Consider the following 19,303-nt stretch of genomic DNA (forward strand, 5'->3'; position numbering starts at 1 on the left):
TGCGTCAGGATTTCCTGATGGATTTCCAGATCAGAATAATTCACTGGTTTGTTATACATAGGGATACGTATAACTACCTTTTTTTCAATATTTTTTTTTAAAGTTGCAATCATACTGTAGTATTATAAATTAAAGAAACAGAACCAGAGATTTATTTTTTGTTTATTCCAGAGACCAGTCTCTTTGATGTGTGGCTCCTGAAAAATCAATATCTTTAGCTGTGATCTTCATTTCTGTTATCATAGGTGTTTCTGTAGTGCTTCTAAAGCTTTCTTTGTAATAAATGCAATAGCCTTTTGTGAATCGTAATTCCTTCATTTTACTCATCGCATCACGTCTAAAGAAAATTACAGTTCCGTCTTTTGTTTCGGAACTGTTGGTCATCCAGTTCATAAAATCGGTTTTACGATCTGATTCGACAACAATTCTGAAATTTCCTCCGCGGGCGATATCATCAGGTTTTTCGATACTGTCTGTTTTTTGAATGAAATCAATGTCAAACTCTAACACATTGAATTCCTGTCCGTCTATTGCTAATTTTGCTAAAAAACTCATGATTTGTAGGTTTAATTATTTAAAAAAAGTAGTTAAAAAGGAGGTATAAAAGTACACCTCCTTTTGTAGTACAAAAAGGATTTGTGATCAAAACGGAATTCTGAACTTACTAGTCTGCTGTCAATAACAACAGATATGAATTAAAATACCGTCTTAAGAGAATAATAATTTTGTTGAATTACACCCAACTGTTTTCGAAATCACCACCACCCATCTGAATCTTTTTAGAAGAGATCGTGAATGTTTCTGTTAAAGGGTTTTTTCCAATGGAGTCAAAAGTTTCTTTGTACTTTACCATGTAAGCTTCTGTGAATTTTAATTCTTTCAGAGTAGCATCGGTATCACGTTTGCTGTAAACAATGGATCCGTCTTTTCTCTCGAAATTGTTGGTCATCCATTCAAACAATTCTGTACCGCCTGTAGATTCTACCTCAATTATAATTCTACCTCCTCTTGTTACAGAAGAAGGTCTTCCTGTAGGGTCTGTTTCCTGTGCTAGGTCATAACTTACATTTAGAATAGTGTAATCTTTACCGCCTACTTTTAATTTTGCTAAAAAACTCATAATTTTATTTATTTAAATATTTATTTATATTCCAATATTATAATATAATTATGATAAAAACAAATATAATTTATGTTTTTTTTGACTAAAAAATCTTTTGTTAGGTTAATAATGTTTAAAAATATAATTTCATTAATGTTTTATTTTGTGTTTTTGATATAAAGTGGTTTTGTTTTATTTTTTAATTAAAAAACATGTTAATAGAGTTTTAAAATCTTAAAAATGTATTGTTTGATGAGAGGGGGGAATTTGGTAGATTTTTATTTTAAATAAAAATTCCTTTCAGATGTCTGAAAGGAATTTTATATACCGTATATAACAAAGATGCCTACAAGGTCAAAAAAGATCTTGCAGAATAAATCGTATATCTGGTGTTATACTTCGTATATTCATACATGTCTTGTTTCTTGACCCTTGTTTCTTTTCTCTAAACCATTTTAGTAATAGGAGATTATGGGTGAATTTGCTGGTTTTCTTTTTTCCAGGAAATAATACCGCCTTCCAGATCATAGATTGTATTAAATCCGGCTTCTGAGAGTATTTTAGAAGCTTTTCCGCTTCTGTTTCCACTTTTACAATAGATATAAACAGGTTTATTTTTATCTAAAGTTTTTATCTTTTCCGTAAAATCGTCTGCCAGAAAGTCTATATTTTCTGCATTACCAATATGACCCTCTTTATATTCTTTAGGTGTTCGTACATCGATTAACTGTACTTCAGTCAGTTTAATACCTTTTTTGAATTCACTGACACCTATTTTATGATCGTTATTACTGTTTTGTGATTTACATCCCAGAATAGCAAACGAAAGAAGCAGAGTTAATAAAATACGTTTCATAAGTGATAATTTTATCTTTGATAAATAATATAGTTATAAGGATTTTAAAGGTATAAAATTTGTTTCTGTCTCGTCCTTAAATATTTTATAAAAAAAATGCAAATCTTAAGAAATTAAGATTTGCATTTTGATATATTGTTATCCATATATAGCTATTTCAAAAGCTCTAAAATGCAGGAAGGGAATAATGCAATGATAATATTAAAAGCAATAGCCAGAACGGCTACTATTGTATATAAATAAGGAACTGCTTGTTTTTCTGTAATAACAGCTTCTTTATTATACATGGCAATTATTACTTTAAAGTAGTACCCTACACTTATAATAGAGTTGATGATACCTACAATTACTAATGATAAATATCCTGCCTGTAAAGTTTGATTCAGTAAGAAAAATTTAGCGAAGAAACCGGAGAATATAGGAATACCTGCCATAGATAATAATGCTCCTGTTAATACAGCCGCCATTAAAGGATTTGTTTTTCCTAATCCGTTAAAGTTTTCGATATTTTCATTGTCTTTATTAGTTGTAACATATAATATTACGGCAAATGCTGCAATCCCGGCAAGAGAATAAGCTGCTGCATAGTATAATAATATTCCTGCAGAATTACATAAACTTAATAAGGTCATTAGCATAAATCCGGCATGAGAAATACCAGAGTAAGCTAACATACGTTTAATGTTATTTTGTCTCAGAGCCATTATATTACCTACTGTCATAGAAAGCATAGAAATGGCTACAATAACCGTTTCATATTCTATTGTCAGTATAGCATTCATACCGCTTAAAAGTTTGTAAAAAGTCGCCATAGCAGCTACTTTGACTAAAGTACTCATTGCCGCAGTAGTCAGAGCAGGAGAACCTTCATAAACATCCGGAGCCCAGAAGTGAAAAGGTACAGCTGCAATTTTAAATAACATACCTATACTTAGTAATGCAATTCCGATGTAAAACCATGAAAGTACAGCAGGAGTAGTGGCGTGAATAATTGCAATATCGAAAGTACCGGTTGCACCATAGATCATGCAGATACCGAATAAAACGATTCCAGAAGCAAAAGCTCCCATTAAGAAGTATTTCATTCCTGCTTCATTACTTTTTACACTGGTGCGGTTACTTGCCGCTAATATATAAAGAGCAATAGATAATATTTCAAGACCAAGGAAGAACATAGAAAGATTCCCAAAAGAAACCATAGCTACAGCTCCTAACAAAAGGAATAATTTTATGGCAACAAAGTCTGATATTTTATTGATTTGTTTTGCATGAAAGTCAGGACTCATCGCAATTAAAAAGATAGTCAGTATAATAAACAGACTTGAGAATGCAGTAGAAAATGAATCTGCAACAATCATATCTTTATAATGTGCTGAACTACTATCAGATTCACATATTGTCAAGGCTAATGTGCCTATTAAACCAGCAATGGTAACAGGAACAATGGCTTTTCTCCAGTTTAATATTTCAGCTAAAAGGCATAAAATACCTAATCCAGCAATCGCTATTAATGTATTCATTTTTTATTTGACTTAATTAAATCTGTTTATGTGAACTACTATATCCTGAAGTGCCGGTGTTACTAAATCAATAATAGGTTTTGGGTATAACCCAAAAAAGATTAGGAATGCAATAATCAGGACAAAAACAAAACCTTCACTGAAGGTAACATCAGAAAATATTTTGGAGTTTGTTTCTCCTAACATTACCTGCTGGAACATTCTAAGCATGTAGAAAGCACCTAAAATAATGGTTGTACCTCCAATGATTGCAAAGGCAAGATTAGTCTGAAACAAACTGTATAATAATGTGAATTCTCCAACAAAGTTAAATGTTGAAGGTAAAGCGACAGAAGCTAAAACCAGTATGATGAACATAGAGGTAAACTTCGGAGCTTGTGAGCGGATACCCCCCATGTCAACAATTAATCTTGTTTCATATCTTCTGTAGATAATTTCAGCAGCAAAGAACAGACCAACAACAACAAAACCGTGAGCGATCATTTGTAATGTAGCACCTGTTAAACCATCTAATGTCAGTGTATAAGCTCCCGCAGCAATTAGACCAACGTGTGCTAATGATGAATAGGCTAGTAATTTTTTAAGATCCTGTTGTTTTAATGCTACAATAGATCCGTAAATAACGCCTGCAATACTTAATCCTACAAAGAAATTAAGATACTCTTTTGCTGCTAGTGGAGCAATAGGTAACTGCCATCTTATGATACTGTATAATCCCATTTTAAGCATGATGCCAGATAAAAGCATAGTACCAACAGTAGGTGCTTTTTGATATACTTTTGCCTGCCAGGTATGAAATGGTATAATTGGAATTTTAATAGCATAAGCCAGGAAGAACGCCAGGAATATCCAGAATTGTTCATCAGCAGTTAAACGTAGTTTATATAAATCTTCTATTTGGAAACTACCCGCTTTTTGGTATAAATAGATAAAAGCAACCAGCATAAATAGAGATCCGGCAAAGGTGTAGATGAAGAATTTAACAACTGCATTTTTTCTTGTTTCCGCATTACCATTACCCCAGATCAATGCAATAAAGTAAATAGGAATAAGAGAAAGTTCCCAGAATATATAGTAAACAAAGCCATTTGTACTTAAAAATGTTCCTGCCATTGCAAAAGTCATAAACAGAACCAGAGCATAAAAGCTTTTCGATTTTTGGTAGGTGTTACCAAAAGAGGAAATAATAATAATAACAGAAAGTGCCGTTGTCAGTAACAACATTGCTAAAGAAAGTCCATCTGCTTTAAATGTTAATGCAATATTAGGCTGTTTAATCCATGTGCTGTAGAAGTCAATATTTTCACCGAGGTTATACTGATTTAACAGATATAAGGAAGCGATCAGAGATACTGCGCTAAAAAGCAAAGCTACCTTAGAAGCTAGTTTATCTCCTGAGAAATAAGTCGCTACTGCTCCAAATAGTAGTATAATTAATATAAAAGATATGTCCATCATGTATAAATTATTGTCCTAAAAATAAATAGATTAATATCGCACTCAGTCCTAATACAAAAGCGAATAAATAGAATCCGACACTTCCGTTCTGTAATTTTTTTCCCTGATCTGCAACTCCCAATATTATAGAAGTTATACCAAATAGTATATTAGCCAGTAAGGGCTCTATAACACCTTTAAAGAAAGTAGAAAGGTAATATAAAGGAAGTACAAATAAAGCGTTGTATATCTGATCTATATAATATTTGTTATAGATTACTTTTGCAACCCCTTGTATTTCGTAATCTTCTTTAGGAATGGAAGATTGTTTGATATATTTTATATAAGCAATGCCAATACCGATAAGTCCACCTATAATAGCTAATCCCATCAACATATATTCCGTTGATCCAAAATGATGTGCTTCCGTCTCACCTCCAATGAAAATCGGAGCCAGATAATTGTTTAACCAGCTATTTCCTGGTAAACTGATTAAACCACCTATTAAAGATAATACAGCCAGAACAATTAAAGGAAAGGTAATTAAACTCGGTGATTCATGTAAGTGTTCTTTTTGCTCTTTAGTTCCTCTGAAATTTTTGAAGAAAGTAAGGTAAAGCAATCTGAACATATAGAAAGCGGTCATTATAGAAGCTAACGAAGCGATGATCCAAAGTGTTTTATTATGTTGGAAAGCGACCATTAAAATTTCATCTTTTGAGAAAAAACCGGAGAAAGGAGGGATTCCGGAAATCGCTAATGATGCGATTAAGAAAGTGATAAATGTTATTTTCATAACATTTTTAAGCCCACCCATTCTGCGCATATCCTGTTCTCCGTGTAAAGCATGGATAACAGATCCTGAACCAAGGAATAGACAGGCTTTAAAGAAAGCATGTGTAATAACATGGAATACAGCAATATTATAAGCCCCTAATCCAAGAGCTAAGAACATTAGTCCCAACTGAGATACGGTTGAATAAGCTAATACTTTTTTAATATCATTCTGAACTAATCCGATTGTAGCAGCAAACAGAGAAGTGACAGCTCCTATGATTGCAATAATATTCTGAACATCCGGAGTCAGATCAAACATATAATTTAAACGGGTAATCATAAAGATACCTGCTGTTACCATTGTTGCAGCGTGGATCAATGCCGAAACAGGAGTAGGTCCTGCCATAGCATCCGGTAACCAGGTGTATAAAGGTATTTGTGCACTTTTACCGGCAGCACCAATAAATAAACTGAATGTGGCAATACCTAACCAGTATAACGTATCATCAGATAAACCGCCTGTTATTATTGTTTCTTTTAATGTATTGAAATCTAATGTGTTGAAAACATATCCGATGATGAAGATCCCAACTAAAAAACCTAAATCTCCGATTCTGTTCATGATAAATGCTTTTTTAGCAGCATCATTGAAATCCTGATTCTTATACCAGAATCCGATTAGTAAATAAGAACATAATCCAACACCTTCCCAACCAATGAACATAACTAGCAAGTTGCTGCTCACTACTAATGTTATCATGAAAAAGATGAATAAGTTAAGGTAGGCAAAATATTTGTCTACATTTTCATCATCATGCATATAACTGATAGAATAGATATGGATTAAAGCTCCGATACCGGTTACAAAAAGTAACCATAGTAAGGATAACTGATCCAGTAAAATTCCAAAACTTACATTGAAATTAGATAGTTTTATCCAGTCAAACAGATTTACTTCGATTGGTTGTTTTGAACCCAATATACTTCCAAAGAAATAAAGAGTTATTGCAAATGATATAGTTACAGATACTGTAGCAATAACACTTGCCATTGTTTTACTCACTTTTTTTCCGAAAAAAGCATTGAATAAAAACCCAACTAATGGGGCTAATAATAATAGTAATACTAAGCTTGTCTCCATTAGAAACTATCCTTTTAAATTTTTTAATTTATCTATGTCGATTGAGTTCAGATTTCTAAAAACTGAAACCAGTATGGCAAGACCTATTGCTACCTCTGCAGCAGCTACTGCCATTGAAAAAATCACGAATACTTGTCCTGAGGCATCCTGATGATAGTTTGAAAAAACCACTAATAACAGATTCACTGCATTTAACATAATCTCAATAGACATTAATACAACAATTGCATTTCGTCTGTATATAACTCCAAATATTCCGATGGAGAAAAGAATTGCTGACAGGTAAATATAGGATTCAATACCAATTTCCTGAAGTATATTTTGTATCATATTTGGCTATTTTTTTCTTTTTTAGACAATAATACAGCTCCAATCATTGATAACAATAATAATAGGGAAGCAAACTCGAACGGAACAGCATAATCATTAATTAATACCTGTCCCAGTATACGAATAGATTGAAAATCTTGCCCACTAGATCTGTACTGTTCTATAATTGGTTGCGCTTTTAAGAATACAGCTAGTAGAACGATTGCTATCAGACAAAAAGACAATACTGCGGCAATTTTTGTTACTGCTGATTTATGTGGCTCCTCTTTAGAACTCAGATTCATTAACATCAAAGTAAATAATAAAAGAACCATAATGGCACCTGAATATACGATGATGTGTACAATTGCTAAAAACTGAGCGTTGAACATCAGGTAATGTCCTGCGATAGAGAAAAAACAGATAATTAAATAAATAGCACTATGAATCGCATTTTTGCTGATTATCGTCATAAATGCTGAAGCTAATGTTATCGCAGATAAAATATAAAATAAAATCGTTATCATAGTTTAATTAGCTGTTTGTGTTTTACTGTTTTTTAATGCCATTTCTAAAGGCATTACCAATTTGTCTTTACCAAATATGAAACTTTCTCTTTCATAACCGGCTTGAGATATTACTTTTGATTTTGTTAAGTAAATTGCTTCTTTTGGACAGGCTTCTTCGCATAGTCCGCAGAAGATACAACGCAACATATTAATCTCATAGATCGATGCATATTTTTCTTCACGATAAAGATGTTCTTCTCCTTTTTGACGTTCGCTTGCTTTCATTGTGATTGCTTCAGCAGGACAGGAAAGGGCACAAAGTCCACAGGCAGTACATCTTTCTCTTCCTTCGTCGTCACGCATTAACATATGCTGACCACGATAAGCAGGAGGGATATAGGCTCTTACCTGTTCCGGGAATTGAAGGGTCACTTTCTTTTTGAATAAGTGTTTAAATGTAATTCTTAATCCTTTAGCAATTGCTACAAGATATATACTCTCCAAAAAAGTCATTTTTTTATTGGAAACTTCTTTCTTTTTTCCAGATAATGATATCGTTTCTATTGCCATTTTATTTTATTTTATTGGAAAACTAAAATCATAATTCCAGTGATAATAATATTTGCTATAGAAAGTGGAATTAAAACTTTCCAGCCTAAGGTCATTAATTGGTCATATCTAAATCGAGGCAGTGTCCATCTTACCCACATATAGAAGAAAATAAAGAAACAAAGTTTAGCAAAAAGAACAAATATGCTAATTACGTTTGCGATATTAACTCCCCAGTTTTCTACAGCCCATTCCATTCCTGGATAATTATAGCCTCCAAAATATAAAACAGCTAATAATGTAGATGAAATGAATAAACTGGCATATTCGGCAAATAAATAGAACCCCATTTTCATAGAAGAATATTCTACGTGATATCCTCCAATAAGTTCCGTTTCACATTCCGCTAAATCGAAAGGTGCACGATTGGTCTCAGCAAAAGAACAGATCAGGAATATTAAAAACCCAAGAGGTTGATAAAATACATTCCAGTTCATTCCGGATTGCGCTGCTGATATTTCTTTTAAGCTCAGTGTTCCTGTTACCATTACTAATGCGATCATCGAAAGTCCCATTGCAACCTCATAAGAAATCATCTGTGATGAAGCACGAACAGCACTCATCAAAGAGAATTTATTGTTAGAAGCCCATGCTCCGATAATAATACCGTATACACCACAGGAAACAACTGCAAAAACATATAGTAAAGCAACATCAATATCAGTTGCTTGTAATATAATATCTCTTCCAAAAAGATGAAGTTTATCACCCCATGGAATAACAGCACTGGTAATCAATGCCATGCTCATTGCAATAATAGGACCGAGAACGAATAAAAACTTATTTGGGGTATTAGGCAAAAATTCCTCTTTCGAAAATAATTTCATACCATCCGCGAGAGGTTGCAGTATACCATATTTACCGGCTCTGTTAGGTCCGATACGATCTTGTAAAAAAGCAGCTATTTTTCTTTCCGCAAGCGTACAATACATTGCCATAACCATTGTGATCGCAAATACAACCAAAATAATGACTCCTTTTTCTATAATAAATGTAGTGTCCATTTCGCCACTTAAGATTTAAGATTATTGTTTGTATGTATTTCTTCGTCCAGTGGAATCGCAGACATACTTATTTTTTTGCGATCTTCATCTCTACCAAGTAAAATGTTTTTTTCAGTATTGATTACTACTGGTTTTAATTCTTCGGTGTAATTGTTCTGATTGATTACAGAGAATTTCTCGAATTTTCTTGGTCCTTCAATTACCCAGTCAGCAGTATCTTTATGGTCAAAACGACATTCGTTGCAGATAAATTCATCTACTTCATGATATTCGTCTTTTCTTCCTGTTACTCTTTGTATTTCGTCTCCAAACATCCAAACCGTAGTTTTCCCAGAACATTTAGTACAGTTTCTATGAGCATTGTATGGTTTACTGAACCATACTCTTGATTTAAATCGGAATGTTTTATCTGTTAATGCTCCTACAGGACATACATCGATCATATTTCCTGAGAATTCATTGTCTATTGCTTTAGAGATACAGGTAGAGATTTGAGAATGATCTCCACGATTCATTACTCCGTGAACTCTGTTGTCGGTTAACTGATCTGCAACCAAAACACAACGATAGCATAAAATACAACGGTTCATGTGTAACTGAATCTTATCACCAATATTTTCAGGCTCAAAAGTTCTTTTTTCTTCAATAAAACGAGTTTTAGCAGTTCCATTATTAAAACTCAGGTTTTGTAAGTCACATTCACCAGCCTGATCACATACCGGACAATCCAGAGGGTGATTGATTAATAAGAATTCTGTTACTGCTTGTCTTGCTTCTATAGCTCTTTCAGAAGTAATACTTTTTATTTCCATACCATCCATACACCCTGTAAGGCAGGAAGGCATTAATTTTGGCATTGGTCTCGGATCAGCTTCACTTCCTTTAGAAACTTCCACTAAGCAGGCACGACATTTTCCACCACTTCCTTTTAATTTAGAATAATAGCACATGGCAGGAGGAACAGATTCCCCGCCTATTAGTCTGGCAGCCTGTAGGATAGTTGTTCCCGGCTCTACTTCTATATCTTGTCCGTCGATTGTTACTTTCATTATCTAATACTACTTGACGTTATACGATTACTTTAGAAACCAGATGTTTTACCTTTTCAAAAGGTTCTGCAACATAATGATCTCTGTTTTTTATTTTTTCAGGGAAACGAATATGATATTCAAACTCATCTCTAAAGTGACGAATAGCGGCAGCAACAGGCCAGGCAGCAGCGTCACCTAATGGACAAATGGTATTTCCTTCGATTTTACTCTGAATACTCCAAAGTAAATCAATATCTTCTTCACGACCCTGTCCGTTTTCAATACGGTATAATACTTTTTCAAGCCATCCTGTACCTTCACGACAAGGAGAACATTGTCCACAACTTTCATGATGGTAAAAACGGGAAAAATTCCAAGTATTTCTAACAATACAGGAAGTGTCATTGTATACAATAAACCCACCGGAACCTAAAGAAGATCCTGTAGCAAATCCACCGTCTGCTAATGATTCATATGTCATTAAACGGTCTTCATTATTGGCTGTTTTATAAATTAGGTTCGTTGGTAATATCGGAACAGAAGAGCCTCCAGGAATAAATGCTTTAAGAGGTCGGTCATCTATCATACCACCTAAATATTCATCTGAGTTCATGAATTCATAAACCGTAAGTCCCATTTCGATTTCATAAACTCCCGGATTTTTAATATGTCCCGAAGCAGAAATTAATTTTGTTCCTGTTGATCTTCCTACGCCTATTTTAGCGTATTCTTCTCCTGTGTTATTAATGATCCATGGCACTGTAGCAATAGATTCAACATTATTTACAACCGTTGGATTCGCCCATAAACCACTAACCGCAGGGAATGGTGGTTTAATACGAGGGTTTCCTCTTTTTCCTTCTAATGATTCTATTAATGCTGTTTCTTCTCCGCAAATATAAGCTCCCGCACCGCAGTGTACATATAAATCCAGATCAAAACCGGAACCTAATATATTTTTGCCCAGCCATCCATTAGCGTAGGCTTCTTTAATAGCATGTTCAAGGATTTTATAGATCCACATATATTCCCCTCTAATATAGATATAGGATAAATTCGCACCCAACGCAAAACTGGAAGCGATCATTCCTTCGATCAATAGGTGAGGGATGTATTCCATCAGGAAACGGTCTTTAAAAGTACCCGGTTCTGATTCATCGGCATTACAAACCAAATGTCTTGGTTTTCCTGATTTTTTATCAATAAAACTCCACTTCATTCCCACAGGGAAACCAGCGCCACCTCTTCCTCGTAATCCGGACGTTTTAACGTCTTCTACGATCTCATCAGGAGTCATTGTTTTTATCGCTTTTTCTACAGATCGGTAGCCACCATTTGCACGGTATACTTCATAGGTTTTAATTCCCGGAATATGTGCGTTCTCTAATAATATTTTTCTACTCATGATTTCCTATTATTAGTGTAAACTAATTTTATTATCCTTGCAATCAGCAATGAGCTGATTGATCTTTTCTTTATTAAGATGTTCGTGATAAAAATCACCAATTTGCATCATCGGAGCATAACCACATGCACCTAAACATTCAACACCGGCAACGGTAAACATTCCGTCAGCAGTAGTTTCACCTTCTTTGATTCCTAGTTTTTCACAGGTATAGTCAACAAGATCTTCTGTTCCTTTTAAACAACATGGGGAAGTTTTACAAAACTCAAACATGTATTTTCCAACTGGTTTTTGATTGAACATGGTATAAAAAGAGACTACTTCATATACTTCAATTGGTTTGATCTCCAGTATTTCGGCAACTTTATCCATTAATTCAATGCTCAGCCAGTTTTCGTGAGCATCCTGTACTTCATGAAGTACGGGTAATAGAGCTGATTTTCTTTTATCAGCCGGATAATGACTTATTAACTCGTTGATGCGCTCCATCAGAGTAGCATCTATATTGATTTGTTGTTTTATATTGGTATGTTCCATAATCCTTTAGGCGTCTAATTCGCCCGCTATAACATTAAGACTAGACAAAGTAATGATTGCATCAGAAAGCATTTGCCCTCTTACCATTTCGTTAAATGCTTGATAGTAAATAAAACAAGGTCTTCTGAAATGTAATCGGTAAGGTGTTCTGCTTCCGTCAGTGATAAGGTAAAATCCTAATTCTCCGTTAGCTCCTTCTACTGCATGGTATACTTCTGTTACCGGAACAGGAATTTCACCCATTACGATTTTGAAATGATAAATTAATGCTTCCATATTATGATACACTTCATCTTTTGGAGGGAGGTAATAATCAGGAACATCAGCATGGAAAGGACCTTCAGGTAATTTAGCAAGAGCTTGTCTGATGATGCTTAAACTTTCCCATACTTCTCCGTTTCTTACACAGAAACGATCATAAGTATCTCCAGATTTTCCAACAGGAATACTAAATTCAAAATCTTCATAAGAGGAGTAAGGTTGCATGATTCGGACATCATAATCAACACCGGTAGCACGTAGATTAGGACCTGTAAATCCGTAGCTAATTGCTCTTTCTGCAGAGATAGAACCGATATTTATGGTTCTGTCCATAAAAATTCTGTTTCTGGATAATAAGTCTTCGAATTCTCTCCAAATATCAGGGAATTCATTCAGAAAATCATTTATTTTTTTGAAAGCAGTAGGACTCCATTCTCTTTCGAATCCGCCTATTCTGCCCATATTGGTTGTTAAACGAGCTCCGCAAATTTCTTCGTAGATTTCGTATATTTTTTCTCTATACTGAAAAACATATAAGAATCCGGTAAGCGCTCCGGTATCAACACCCATTACTGAGTTACAAATGATGTGGTCAGCAATACGTGCCAATTCCATTATAATAACACGTAAATATTGTACTCTTTTTGGTATTTCAATACCCAATGCTTTCTCTATTGTCATCCACCATCCCATATTATTAATAGGAGCAGAGCAGTAGTTCATTCTGTCTGTTAAAGGTGTAATTTGATAGAAAGGTCTGTTTTCCGATATTTTTTCAAATGCACGGTGGATGTATCCAACAGTTCCTTCTCCATCAATAATTTTCTCTCCATCCATTAGCAGAACATTCTGGAAAATACCATGTGTTGCCGGATGCGTAGGTCCTAAATTCAAAACTGAGTATTCGTGTCCTTCTCCGTTTTCATTTTGTCCGCTACGTTCTATTAATTTAGCATATCTATGCTCTGGTGTTAATAACAGGTCTGACATTTTAATCGAAATTATTTCAGGTTCATTATTAGCAATTTTCTGGAGTTCTTCCAAAAAATCTATCATCTTTATCTGTTCTTCCGCCGTCTTCTAAAGGATATTCTTTTCGCATAGGGAAAGAAACCATTTCATCCATGTTGAGAATTCTCTTCAGTTGTGGATGTCCTTTAAATATAATACCGAAAAAATCGTATGTTTCTCTTTCCTGCCAGTTAGCACTTAAAAACAGATTGGATACAGTGCTGATTTCAGGTTTGTTACCATTCAGGTAACATTTGATTCGTATACGAACATTATCATACCAGTTGTGCATATGATACACAACGGCAAATTGTCGGTTGACTTCTGAATCTGGATAATGAACGCCACATACATCGGTAAGGAAATTGAAACGTAGTGTTTCATCTTCTTTAAGGAACTGCATTACTTTTTCTATTGATTCCGAAGAAACTTCAAAAGTGAATATATCTTTATGCTGAGCAAAATCGGATACTTTTGAACCGAAGGTCTCAGTTAATTTGTTTTCTATTACAAGGTTTTCTAAAGCCATTTTATTACTTTAAGAAAGGTTATAAGAAGCCAGTAAATCTTTATAGACTTCAGAACCTCTTCTTTTAACAGATTCCGATTTTACCAGTTCTTGCAATTTTAAAATTCCGTCTAAAATTTGTTCTGGACGGGGAGGGCATCCCGGTACATAGACATCAACAGGGATTACTTTGTCAATTCCCTGAAGAACAGAGTAAGTATCGAATATACCACCTGAGGAAGCACATGCACCAACAGCGATAACCCATTTAGGCTCTGCCATTTGCTCATATACCTGACGTAAAACAGGAGCTAATTTCTTAGAAATAGTTCCCATTACTAAAAGCATATCTGCCTGACGAGGAGAGAAACTCATACGTTCTGATCCAAAACGGGCTACATCATAATTAGCAGCCATAGTTGCCATAAATTCAATACCACAACATGAAGTGGCAAAAGGTAATGGCCATAATGAATTGGCACGAGCAAGCCCTACTACAGTATCTAGTTTTGTAGCAAAAAATCCGGCACCTTCAAATCCTTCAGGTGCATCTACCATATTTATTTTTGATGAATCGCTCATAAATTACTTAATAATTAATTTTCCCATTCTAATCCTTTTTTCTTGATAATATAGAAGAATCCAACTAAAAGTATCATCATAAATATTACCATTTTGATCATTCCTTCAACCCCAAGAGCTCTGAAATTAACAGCCCAAGGATACATGAAAATAACTTCAACATCAAACAGAACGAATAATATAGCGATAAGGAAATATTTAACAGAAAACGGAATGCGGGTTTTTCCAATGGATTCGACTCCACATTCAAAGTTTTTATCTTTATTTGGGTAGGATACTTTTGGTCCTAATAAACCTGATATAATAACGGTTAGAGCAACAAAACCAAATGCAAAAACAACTTGCATTATAATTGGTATCAGGTCTGTTTGAGTTGACTGCATGACTAAAATATTTATTAAATAATAAAGACTACGAAGATATAAATATTAGCTCAGAATACAGGTGTTAAAATTTAATTTAGAATCATTTTACTTAAATTATGTAAAATAGAATTTTGTTTTCTCGAAAATTAGATTATATGGTATAAAAAAACCGCACAACAGAATGTTGTGCGGTTAGTCTTTTTAGGTGGACTAAAAATATAGGCTATTTTTAGTCTTCAAGAACTGCTACCTGAGCAGCTACTTTACCTTTTCTTCCTTCCTCTTCTTCATAACTTACTCTGTCACCTTCGCGTAATTCTTCCGCTCTGATTCCTGAAGCATGAACAAAAATGTCTTTTCCTGTTTCTTCGTCTGTAATAAATCCGTAACCTTTAGATTCATTGAAAAATTTAACTGTGCCTGTTCGCATTGTAATAATAAAAATAATTAATAATAAACAAATGTACTCTTTATTATTATACCAAAGACAGATTTTATGTTTTTTTTTAGTAAATAAGATTGATTTTCAGAGTTTTGGTCTGTTTCATAGGTGTTTAATCGGTTTTAATATTAACACTTTTTAGCCTTTATTTTGTAAATTTAGTTGAATATGTAATTCTTTTAGCTGTATTTCATCTATAATTGCAGGTGCATCGATCATTACATCTCTTCCTGAATTGTTTTTTGGAAAAGCAATAAAATCTCTGATGGTTTCTTGTCCGCCCAAAATAGCAACCAGTCTATCCAGACCAAAAGCTAAACCTCCGTGTGGTGGAGCTCCGAACTGGAAAGCATCCATTAAGAAACCAAACTGTGCTTTTGCCTGTTCTTCTGTGAAGCCAAGATATTTGAACATTAACTGTTGTGTTTCTTTATCATGTATACGGATAGAACCGCCTCCGATCTCATTTCCGTTTAAAACCATATCATAGGCATTTGCTCTTACTTCTGCCGGATTGGTCTCTAATAGAGAGATGTCTTCCGGTTTAGGAGATGTAAACGGGTGGTGCATGGCGTGGAAACGTTCTGATTCTTCGTCCCATTCCAGTAAAGGGAAATCTACAACCCATAATGGAGCGAAGACTTTAGGGTCACGTAATCCTAAACGAGTTGCCAGTTCCATACGTAAAGCACTTAACTGAGCACGTGTTTTATTTGCTGTTCCGGATAAAACAAAAATCATATCGCCTGCTTTTGCTCCTGTTTTATCTGCCCATTTTGCCAAGTCATCCTGATCGTAAAATTTATCTACAGAAGATTTAAAAGTACCATCTTCATTACATTTTACATATACCATTCCGCTGGCGCCTACTTGTGGACGTTTTACCCATTCGATTAAAGCGTCTATTTCTTTTCTAGTGTATTCTCCAGCTCCCGGAACGGCAATCCCGACTACTAATTCTGAATTGTTAAATACAGAGAATTCTTTATGTTGGGCAATTTCATTCAGCTCGCCAAATTCCATTCCGAAACGAATATCCGGTTTGTCATTACCATATTTTCTCATCGCATCCGCATAGGTCATTCTCGGGAACTTATCTACTTCAACTCCGTTGATCTCTTTTAACAGATGACGTGTCAGTCCCTCAAAAACATTCAGAATATCTTCTTGCTCTACAAAAGCCATTTCACAGTCAATTTGTGTAAATTCAGGCTGACGGTCTGCTCTCAGATCTTCATCACGGAAACATTTTACGATTTGGAAGTATTTATCCATACCACCAACCATAAGTAGTTGTTTGAAGGTTTGAGGAGACTGTGGTAAAGCATAGAATTGTCCTTCATTCATACGGGAAGGGACTACAAAGTCACGAGCTCCTTCGGGAGTGGATTTGATTAAATAAGGAGTTTCTATTTCTACAAATTCTTGTGCAGAGAGATAGTTTCTTACTGCCATTGCTACTTTATGACGGAACAGTAAGCTATTTTTTACCGGATTTCTACGAATATCCAGATAACGGTATTTCATTCTGATATCTTCACCACCATCTGTTTCATCCTCAATAGTGAAAGGGGGAGTTAAAGAACCGTTTAGAATATTTAATTCTGATACTAGAATTTCAATATCGCCAGTTAACATATTAGGATTTTTGGAAACTCTTTCGATAACAGTTCCTTTAATTTGAATTACAAATTCACGTCCCAGTGTTTTAGCTAGTTCAAAAACATTTGATTTTGTTCTTTCAGAGTCAAAAATAAGCTGAGTGATTCCATATCGATCTCTTAGGTCTACCCAGGTCATAAAACCTTTATCGCGGGATTTTTGTACCCAGCCTGATAATGTAACTTCTTTATTGATGTGTGAAATTCTTAGTTCTCCACAATTATGACTTCTATACATTGTATCAAAATTTTAGGTTGCAAATTTAATAACTAATTACGAAATAAGGACTTTAAAAAATGAAAAGGAAAATTTTCTTTTGAAGTTGCAGAGATACAAAGGTTTAAAAGGGTTTTCTTGTAAGCTTTTTTTGATTTTAAGGGTTTTTGTAACGCAGGGTTAGGGGACGTCTTGTCGATTAAATCAAATAGTTTTTAAATCTGTTAGATCTTGTAGATTTATATTTATTTTTTATTATAGAATGAAGGAAAACAACCTTATTTATATTTAATCAAGGTTGTAATCCTTATTTTTTATTTTTACTGATCTCTTTAAAGGAGAGAAGTATTGCATCCATTTGTCCATTATGTTTTTCTTTCTGATCCTTGAGTGTCCATGTGATAACCTGATAAAAAGTACTATTACCTTCAATAAATGCAAACTTCCAGTAAAAATCATTATTGTTTACCGGTGCTGAAAGTGAGATTGTTCTTGTATTCAGACCGTTTATAGTTTTTTCTTCAAATGCGGATAGTACAGTAACCGGAATAGTTGCTTTAAAATTTTCTATTAAAAAATCAGAATAGTTTTTTAGATTGGCATCACCCATATTGCTTTTCTCCATTGCTTCTTTAAAGCCGGCTTTACTTTCTTTAATAACAACAACATAGAATTCTTCGTTTGTATTCTGATATTGTAAAGAAGCATTTTTGTTCAGTTGATTTGTTTTAGATAAAAATGCAGGCAAATCAATAGTGTACTGATTGTCTGTTCGTACCGTTTCCGTTTTAGTATCTGATTTGCATGAACTGATAAGGAGAGAAAGAACAAGTATGGATATTATTTTTTTCATTTTTTTAGAATTGGAAATTAATCATACAAAATAAGGAATAAAAATAGATTTAACTTCTCTTTTTGGTTTTCTTTTTACGTCCCCACCAGATAATAAAACCGGTTATGGGTAAACTGGCTGCAATAAGGCTGACCGTAAAAGCAATTATCTTTCCGGGTAAATTTAATATTTGCCCTGTATGGATACCATAACTCATTTCGACCAGTTGCATTCCTGTGCTTTTCTCATCATTTGATTCGCTTTTTATAAGTGCTCCGCTGGATGGGTGAAAATAATAATTACTCTGATGATCGTAACGAAGGGAATATAGATAAGCTCCCGAAAGAATAGGTTGGCTTTTGTCAAAAGAAGCTCTGACAAAGAACATTTCTGCTTCGGGTTCTTTCTTTAAGGTTTCAAATAAGGCGATATCCAGTGCTTTATCAGAACTGGATTGAAACAGTGTGGTGTCAATAGTCGGTTCTATAGCTTCTTTTTCTCTGTCACCTCCCAGATTAGCAGTATAATAAATAGAATCTTTGACCCATTCATATGAAAAAGTTAATCCGGTGATGGCAATAATTATTGCGATTAATCCAATATAAAAACCAAGAATATTATGCAAATCATAATTTTTCCTTTTCCATTGTGTTGTTTTTTTCCACTGAAAAGAAAAACGTTGTTGTCTGGCGTTTTTGTTTTTAGGCCACCAGAGAATTATTCCACTGATTGTCATCAGAATAAATATAATAGTTGAAATACCCACTACATGTCTGCCTATTTCTGGAGGTAATAGTAAATAAAGATGGATGTTTTCTACAATTAAGAAGAAATCTTCTGTGAGGCTTTCCGTTTGCAAATAATCTCCCGAATAAGGGTTAAAATGAACATAATAATAATGTTCTTTATCTACAGGGGTATATACATAGGCAGAACGATCACGTCCGGAATAGATAACCATAGAAGGGCTACCTTTTGGTATTTTTTCTTTTGCTTTTTCTAGTAAAAGAGTTGGGGAAACATAAGTTTTGTTCTGATATTCTACTTTCCTCCAACTACGGGTCACATCTTTTATTTCATCATGGAAACAAAAGATGCAGCCTGTAATACTGACTATGAAAACGATGATTCCGGAAGTAAATCCCAGCCAACGGTGTATGCTTTTTATAGGTTTTCTAAAATTCATT

At 34.3% G+C, this 19,303-nt stretch carries 21 protein-coding genes; all 21 read right to left on the reverse strand.

Annotated elements, in window-relative coordinates; genetic code table 11:
- Positions 1-162: 162 nt before the first annotated feature.
- Complete coding sequence (tssD, locus tag AC4FQX_RS12620) at positions 163-555, reverse strand: type VI secretion system tube protein TssD (protein WP_491168069.1); 393 nt, start codon at positions 553-555, stop codon at positions 163-165.
- Positions 556-733: 178 nt separating this feature from the next.
- Positions 734-1,120 (reverse strand): type VI secretion system tube protein TssD, encoded by a 387-nt coding sequence (tssD, locus tag AC4FQX_RS12625; protein ID WP_491168070.1) that lies wholly within the window; start codon positions 1,118-1,120, stop codon positions 734-736.
- 451 nt (positions 1,121-1,571) lie between these two features.
- Positions 1,572-1,958 carry a rhodanese-like domain-containing protein gene (locus tag AC4FQX_RS12630; RefSeq protein WP_491168071.1) on the reverse strand — a complete coding sequence of 129 codons (387 nt, stop codon included), beginning with the start codon at positions 1,956-1,958 and terminating at the stop codon, positions 1,572-1,574.
- Positions 1,959-2,110: 152 nt separating this feature from the next.
- Positions 2,111-3,478 carry an NADH-quinone oxidoreductase subunit N gene (locus AC4FQX_RS12635; RefSeq protein ID WP_491168072.1) on the reverse strand — a complete coding sequence of 456 codons (1,368 nt, stop codon included), beginning with the start codon at positions 3,476-3,478 and terminating at the stop codon, positions 2,111-2,113.
- Positions 3,479-3,490: 12 nt separating this feature from the next.
- Positions 3,491-4,933, reverse strand: a complete 1,443-nt coding sequence (locus tag AC4FQX_RS12640) for a complex I subunit 4 family protein (protein ID WP_491168152.1) — start codon at positions 4,931-4,933, stop codon at positions 3,491-3,493.
- 10 nt (positions 4,934-4,943) lie between these two features.
- Complete coding sequence (gene nuoL, locus AC4FQX_RS12645) at positions 4,944-6,833, reverse strand: NADH-quinone oxidoreductase subunit L (protein ID WP_491168073.1); 1,890 nt, start codon at positions 6,831-6,833, stop codon at positions 4,944-4,946.
- A gap of 6 nt (positions 6,834-6,839) precedes the next feature.
- The gene (nuoK, locus tag AC4FQX_RS12650) at positions 6,840-7,160 is read right to left on the reverse strand and encodes an NADH-quinone oxidoreductase subunit NuoK (protein ID WP_491168153.1); all 321 of its coding nucleotides are present in this window, start codon (positions 7,158-7,160) and stop codon (positions 6,840-6,842) included.
- Positions 7,160-7,669 (reverse strand): NADH-quinone oxidoreductase subunit J family protein, encoded by a 510-nt coding sequence (locus tag AC4FQX_RS12655; protein WP_491168074.1) that lies wholly within the window; start codon positions 7,667-7,669, stop codon positions 7,160-7,162. The genes nuoK and AC4FQX_RS12655 overlap by 1 nt, the downstream gene beginning before the upstream one ends.
- A 3-nt stretch (positions 7,670-7,672) precedes the next feature.
- On the reverse strand, positions 7,673-8,221 hold the full coding sequence (locus AC4FQX_RS12660) for a NuoI/complex I 23 kDa subunit family protein (RefSeq protein ID WP_491168075.1): 549 nt from the start codon (positions 8,219-8,221) through the stop codon (positions 7,673-7,675).
- 11 nt (positions 8,222-8,232) lie between these two features.
- Entirely contained in the window at positions 8,233-9,264 is a 1,032-nt protein-coding gene (gene nuoH, locus AC4FQX_RS12665; protein WP_491168076.1) for an NADH-quinone oxidoreductase subunit NuoH, read from the reverse strand.
- An 8-nt stretch (positions 9,265-9,272) separates the two neighbouring features.
- On the reverse strand, positions 9,273-10,313 hold the full coding sequence (locus AC4FQX_RS12670; RefSeq protein WP_491168077.1) for an NADH-quinone oxidoreductase subunit G: 1,041 nt from the start codon (positions 10,311-10,313) through the stop codon (positions 9,273-9,275).
- Between the two features lie 19 nt (positions 10,314-10,332).
- Positions 10,333-11,700, reverse strand: a complete 1,368-nt coding sequence (nuoF, locus tag AC4FQX_RS12675) for an NADH-quinone oxidoreductase subunit NuoF (RefSeq protein ID WP_491168078.1) — start codon at positions 11,698-11,700, stop codon at positions 10,333-10,335.
- A gap of 12 nt (positions 11,701-11,712) precedes the next feature.
- Positions 11,713-12,237, reverse strand: coding sequence for a complex I 24 kDa subunit family protein (locus AC4FQX_RS12680; protein WP_491168079.1), 525 nt, complete (start codon positions 12,235-12,237; stop codon positions 11,713-11,715).
- 6 nt (positions 12,238-12,243) lie between these two features.
- Positions 12,244-13,488: an NADH-quinone oxidoreductase subunit D gene (locus AC4FQX_RS12685; RefSeq protein ID WP_491168154.1), complete on the reverse strand. Its 1,245-nt coding sequence runs from the start codon at positions 13,486-13,488 to the stop codon at positions 12,244-12,246.
- 28 nt (positions 13,489-13,516) lie between these two features.
- The gene (locus AC4FQX_RS12690; RefSeq protein WP_491168080.1) at positions 13,517-14,038 is read right to left on the reverse strand and encodes an NADH-quinone oxidoreductase subunit C; all 522 of its coding nucleotides are present in this window, start codon (positions 14,036-14,038) and stop codon (positions 13,517-13,519) included.
- Between the two features lie 9 nt (positions 14,039-14,047).
- Positions 14,048-14,599, reverse strand: coding sequence for an NADH-quinone oxidoreductase subunit B (locus AC4FQX_RS12695; RefSeq protein WP_491168081.1), 552 nt, complete (start codon positions 14,597-14,599; stop codon positions 14,048-14,050).
- Positions 14,600-14,613: 14 nt separating this feature from the next.
- Positions 14,614-14,982 (reverse strand): NADH-quinone oxidoreductase subunit A, encoded by a 369-nt coding sequence (locus AC4FQX_RS12700; protein WP_491168082.1) that lies wholly within the window; start codon positions 14,980-14,982, stop codon positions 14,614-14,616.
- Positions 14,983-15,193: 211 nt separating this feature from the next.
- Entirely contained in the window at positions 15,194-15,394 is a 201-nt protein-coding gene (locus AC4FQX_RS12705) for a cold-shock protein (RefSeq protein ID WP_027310289.1), read from the reverse strand.
- Between the two features lie 150 nt (positions 15,395-15,544).
- Entirely contained in the window at positions 15,545-17,305 is a 1,761-nt protein-coding gene (aspS, locus tag AC4FQX_RS12710; RefSeq protein ID WP_491168083.1) for an aspartate--tRNA ligase, read from the reverse strand.
- 286 nt (positions 17,306-17,591) lie between these two features.
- Positions 17,592-18,137: a hypothetical protein gene (locus tag AC4FQX_RS12715; protein ID WP_491168084.1), complete on the reverse strand. Its 546-nt coding sequence runs from the start codon at positions 18,135-18,137 to the stop codon at positions 17,592-17,594.
- 49 nt (positions 18,138-18,186) lie between these two features.
- On the reverse strand, positions 18,187-19,302 hold the full coding sequence (locus AC4FQX_RS12720) for a PepSY-associated TM helix domain-containing protein (protein ID WP_491168085.1): 1,116 nt from the start codon (positions 19,300-19,302) through the stop codon (positions 18,187-18,189).
- Between the last annotated feature and the right edge of the window lies 1 nt (position 19,303).

The sequence above is a fragment of the Flavobacterium sp. AK-301 genome, assembly GCF_058310215.1.